Genomic DNA, 4,570 nt, shown 5'->3' on the forward strand with positions numbered 1-4,570 from the left:
TCCGTGAAAGAACGAATGCTGTCATCTATTTGCTCAGATTCTAAAAGGAATCTCATCATGCGCTCTTCCAGCTTTAGCGTTTTTGCCAGCAGGGAACTCCCGGTATCGGCACTTTTTTCTTCATTGAAAAGATATTTAAACAGATTATTCCCCGGGGTAAAAGACATCCTTGCAGCCAGCCGTTCTTCCGGCGTCGCGCAAAGCAATTTCATGCTCAAATCCACAGTGGGGCTTTTGCAGGTCACATCATCATTTAAAAACGCGTACAGCTTTTCATATTTGCGATCCAGTTCAACCGCCAGGCAAATTACAACGCACCGTTCTTCGAAAGGCGTTAATTTAAAGACATCTGACAGGTACGGCAGTGTCAGAAAGATGCCTTTCTCATTGCTCAAGCCAAGTCTTTTTTGAATATTTGACTCCAACTGAGCTAACTGCTCCGTCAACTTTTTTACTACCGCGTGCTCATGAGCCGGCTGTTCAACACCATCTAAAAGATGGTATACTTCAGCTTCCGACAACACCAGGCCCTTCAATTGCTCATACGGGTCTGCCGGCTGTTGTTTCCGCTGTTTTGCCAGAAGCACCCGGATTTTTAAATCCAGCCATTTCAACTCGTCGGAAATATGCTCCCAACAGCCGGCATACTCGCGAATAATATTCAATTCATTGAGGCTTGCCGCTACTTTAGACATATAATCATAACACCGTTCTTAAATTTGAGTGAACTTGTTTTACGTAAAGCTGCTATTTTGTCAAGTTAAACAGGATATCTACCAATCATGTCGAAGAATTATTTCATATTCATACATATTCATACAATCCGGGGGTAAACTTTAGTGGACAACGCTCAACTCAAGTCGGCCGCATATCGGAAATTAAACGATTACCAATTGCGCGCCAATCAAATCAACAAAACTAAAGCCATTGCCATATCATCGGCAATCGTGTTATTGCTCGTCTTTACCTATCTCTGCATCCACCGGCCGACTTTCAGCGCGACGCATCAACTCACCGGAGAGAACGCAGACAGAGCGTTTATCCTGGAAACAAAGACTCCCAAAGGCAGTTTAGTGACAATGGATATGAAGAAAGCGTCCTCTGTGAACATATCAAAAGGCAGTTCCGTTACAATGGACAGAGTTGAAACGAAAACGGCCAACGAAAACGGTCAGGCATCGTTTAAAATTCTACCCGGCGAGCTGAAAAGCGGGACTAATGAAATACAATTTACGGTTAAATCCCCCGGTAGCATAAAAAGAAAATTTCATTACACTATAGAAAAAAACAAATTACCCATTACTTTAGAAGTTAGTATAACTGATGACATTGTAAATAGTGACAGCATTAAACGGGTTGCCGTGGTTACCGATCCTTTAAATACAATTTCCGTCAACCATATGTTCAATAAGGCCAACTCAAAGACCGGCCGGGAGAATTTTGAAATAAGGAATTACGATCTGATCAATTTGGCCTCCATAAGTCCCGAATATTTAACGGATACAATTGAAACGCCGATTCAGGTCAGCGTTACAGACGTCGACGGGCAGGAAAGAACAGAGTCATATTTAGTTGAGGTTTCCACATTCACCAACCTGACAGTCAATCAGCCGGAAGAAACCGATGCCGAAAGCATAAAATTGAGCGGCAAGGCTTCCCCGGGCGCCGATGTTTTTATCGCCGACCAAAATACAGTCAGCAATGAAAGCGGTGACTTTGAGATTTCGGTCCCATTGCCCAAAATCGGTATAAATCTGTTTGAATTGACCGCCAGCCGCCCCGTTGAAAAAAAATCAACCAGATTTATCGCGGTTAACCGTCTAGCGCCCAAGGTCGAATTAACGGTCAAAACAAACGCTGTTAATGAGCATAGCCTGACAATCGAGGGAACCACCACACCCGGGGCCGCTGTTTCAATCAATGGTCAGCCTGTTGTTGTGGAAGATAATCAATTCACCTGGTTATACAATTTCCCCTGGGACACCTCGCAAACGTATACATTTAATATCAAAGCCCAAAAGCCGGGTTACCGAAATAATGAGGAACAGGTGGTCATCCCCCAAATGCCGGTGTTCAGAAAACCATCACCTTAATGAATCGGGAGACAAAACTCAAGCAGGCAAAGTGCCGTTCCAACCTTCCGGCGCTCCCTTTTTGTAGTACTCGTCGCATAAAAAGAAGTAAATTTTAGCCGCTTCGTCCCGGAAGTTTTCTCTAACCACTTCGACGAACCTGCTGCGCGCGTCATAAAAGCGCCCGTCCCGGTAAAGCATAATGCCTTCTTCAAATATATCTTTGGTTTCATGCTTCAGCTTCTTTATATCTTCCGGATCTCCCTGATAAAGGTCAAATATTTTTACCGGTTCTTCCTTGACGCTTACCTGCACCAATCCCAGCAGCCGGTACTGGTACTGTTCCCTTACACCCGCCTCACCGAGCATATTCTCGGTAATCAATATCGACGCGCCGAACTTTTCAGTTATTCTTTCAATAGTCGCCGCAAGGTCGACATTATCAGAAATGACTGTTCCTTCCAGCCTTTTTTCTTCCCCGATGATGCCCAGCATCAGCGGACCGCGGTGAATGCCCGTACCCGTGTCAATGGAAAGATAACCTTCTTTCAGACGTTGTTCATTATACCTTTCCAGTTCTTTTCTCATATCGACGGCGGCTCGCAGCGCTTCGCCCGCAGTACCCGGAAACAAGGCGATGATGCCGTTGCCCGTGTAATCATCCACAAACCCGCCATTGTTCCTGACAATCGGACCGACTCTCTTCAAGTACGCGTTAATCAAATCAAAGCTTTCCTCCGGTCTCAACGTCTTTGAGAGCAGGCTGAATGAACGGACGCTTGAAAATAAAACACTCATTTCCTCCTTCACCTGGTCCCCTAGTTGAACATCGACTATGCTTTGCTTTCCTAAAAAATGTACAAACTGCTGCGGCACAAACCGCAAATAGGACTCGTTTAAAATGGTAATATCCGCGATATACTTCCTGATATATTCCGACATTTTGTTGAACCCGCCGCAGAGCTCTCCCACCTCATCCCTGGATTTCACCGAGACAGTGGCGTCCCAGTTTCCGCTTGCCATTTCATTGACACCATTCCGCAAAATTTGGATTGAGGAAAGCAAATAATAGGTCATTAACATAAATAACACGATAATAACAATTGCCGCGGCGGCAATGCTCTTGCCGGCAGTCAGGAATAATTTTCTTTTTAGTTCGTTAAAACTGTTCAGGTCCATGCCGGTTTCAAATGCCCCGATAACCTTGCCTTCCGGGTTCATCAAAGGCCCGACCGCATACATCCATTCGCCTTCCGCGTCGCTTTCATGACCGGTGATAAACTGCCCGTCCCTTATCACCTTGTAGTAGTCATTATTTTGAATATTGAAAGGATAAAACGGACTCATATTGTCATCATCAGTAATACACCAATACAGTTTTTCTTCTTCCAACTTATAAACTACAAAATAAAAGCCTTCTTCATTTTCAGATGAATTATCATCGTATATTAAATTAATCTTTTCTTTTATCTCTTTATAGTCACTATTTAAAAAATGCCCGGGGGTGGTGATTTTGGACAAACGCTCGCTATCAATCATCTGGATGCCGATATGCGCCAGCAGTTTTAATTTGCTGTAAATTTCGGCTTCATATTTCTGGGAGTAACTTGCATTAATAACGCTTGACACAAGAACCATGGCCAGCACAATCACCGGAATAAAACAAAGCTGTTTAAAAATCAAAGAAATTTTCTTTTGCATGATATCGACATAGAGAATTTTACATCCGCGCAAAAACAAAACAACGGCCAGCAAAACCAGCAGCCAGGCCAACAATCGCATAGCCATTGTCTTATATGGGAATTTTACTTTTTCTAATATAAAATTTATCCCGCCGTCCGGCCGGACACAGATTACCCGGTCGGAGGCGGCAATGAGAACCGACCCGTCTTGCTTTATACTGAGATCTTTCAGCACTGAAAACGGAACGCTATACCCCTGCTCATAAAGTTTTCTTTCCGACAAAAGTGTCTCGGCGGAATTAATCTCACCGGTACGCAGGCGGTCAATTTCCTCCCTGTAAACATCGGCAAAATAAATATGTTTGTCCGCGCTAACATCCAAATATACCGGCAGTGATTTTTCACCGCTGCCGCTGGAATAAACCAGAACCGGCCTGCCGGAGTCATTGATTTGATAAATTTCACCTTTTTTGGTAGTGAAGAATATTGAACCGAATTCCAGTCCTGCGATTTCGGACAAATACATTTCCCCGTCTAAGAAAATACTGAATAAGCTATCAACATTATCTCCATTCAGAGTCAATCTGTTCAGTATTATTTTGTCCTGCCCGACACTGTAAAAGTAAAGAAAATTATCCTTGATATCCAGCGTTTTCAGCCGTCCTGTGCGATTCGGCCTATTTTCCCGGTCATATTCCACCCGGTACAGCTGCTTGTCAAAATTGCCTGCCGGCGTATACCGGTTGATTTCTTCCGATTCCACATAATAACCCTGAGCGTCTAAAACGGTGGATAACACGTAAAACGAGCCGCTGT

At 44.0% G+C, this 4,570-nt stretch carries 3 protein-coding genes; 1 reads left to right on the forward strand and 2 read right to left on the reverse strand.

Translation table 11 applies throughout. The features are described 5' to 3' along the window. Positions 1-695: hypothetical protein (locus A4E54_RS07105; RefSeq protein WP_286725281.1), on the reverse strand; the 695-nt coding region annotated here is incomplete at its 3' end. Positions 696-839: 144 nt separating this feature from the next. Here A4E54_RS07105 and A4E54_RS07110 point away from each other — a divergent pair. Next, on the forward strand, positions 840-2,093 hold the full coding sequence (locus tag A4E54_RS07110) for a hypothetical protein (protein ID WP_286725284.1): 1,254 nt from the start codon (positions 840-842) through the stop codon (positions 2,091-2,093). 18 nt (positions 2,094-2,111) lie between these two features. Here A4E54_RS07110 and A4E54_RS07115 read toward each other — a convergent pair. Beyond that, the coding region (locus A4E54_RS07115; RefSeq protein ID WP_286725286.1) for an adenylate/guanylate cyclase domain-containing protein at positions 2,112-4,570 on the reverse strand (2,459 nt) is incomplete at its 5' end.

It is taken from the genome of Pelotomaculum sp. PtaB.Bin117, from assembly GCF_002067195.1.
Taxonomy (GTDB): Bacteria; Bacillota; Desulfotomaculia; order Desulfotomaculales; family Pelotomaculaceae; genus Pelotomaculum_D; species Pelotomaculum_D terephthalicicum.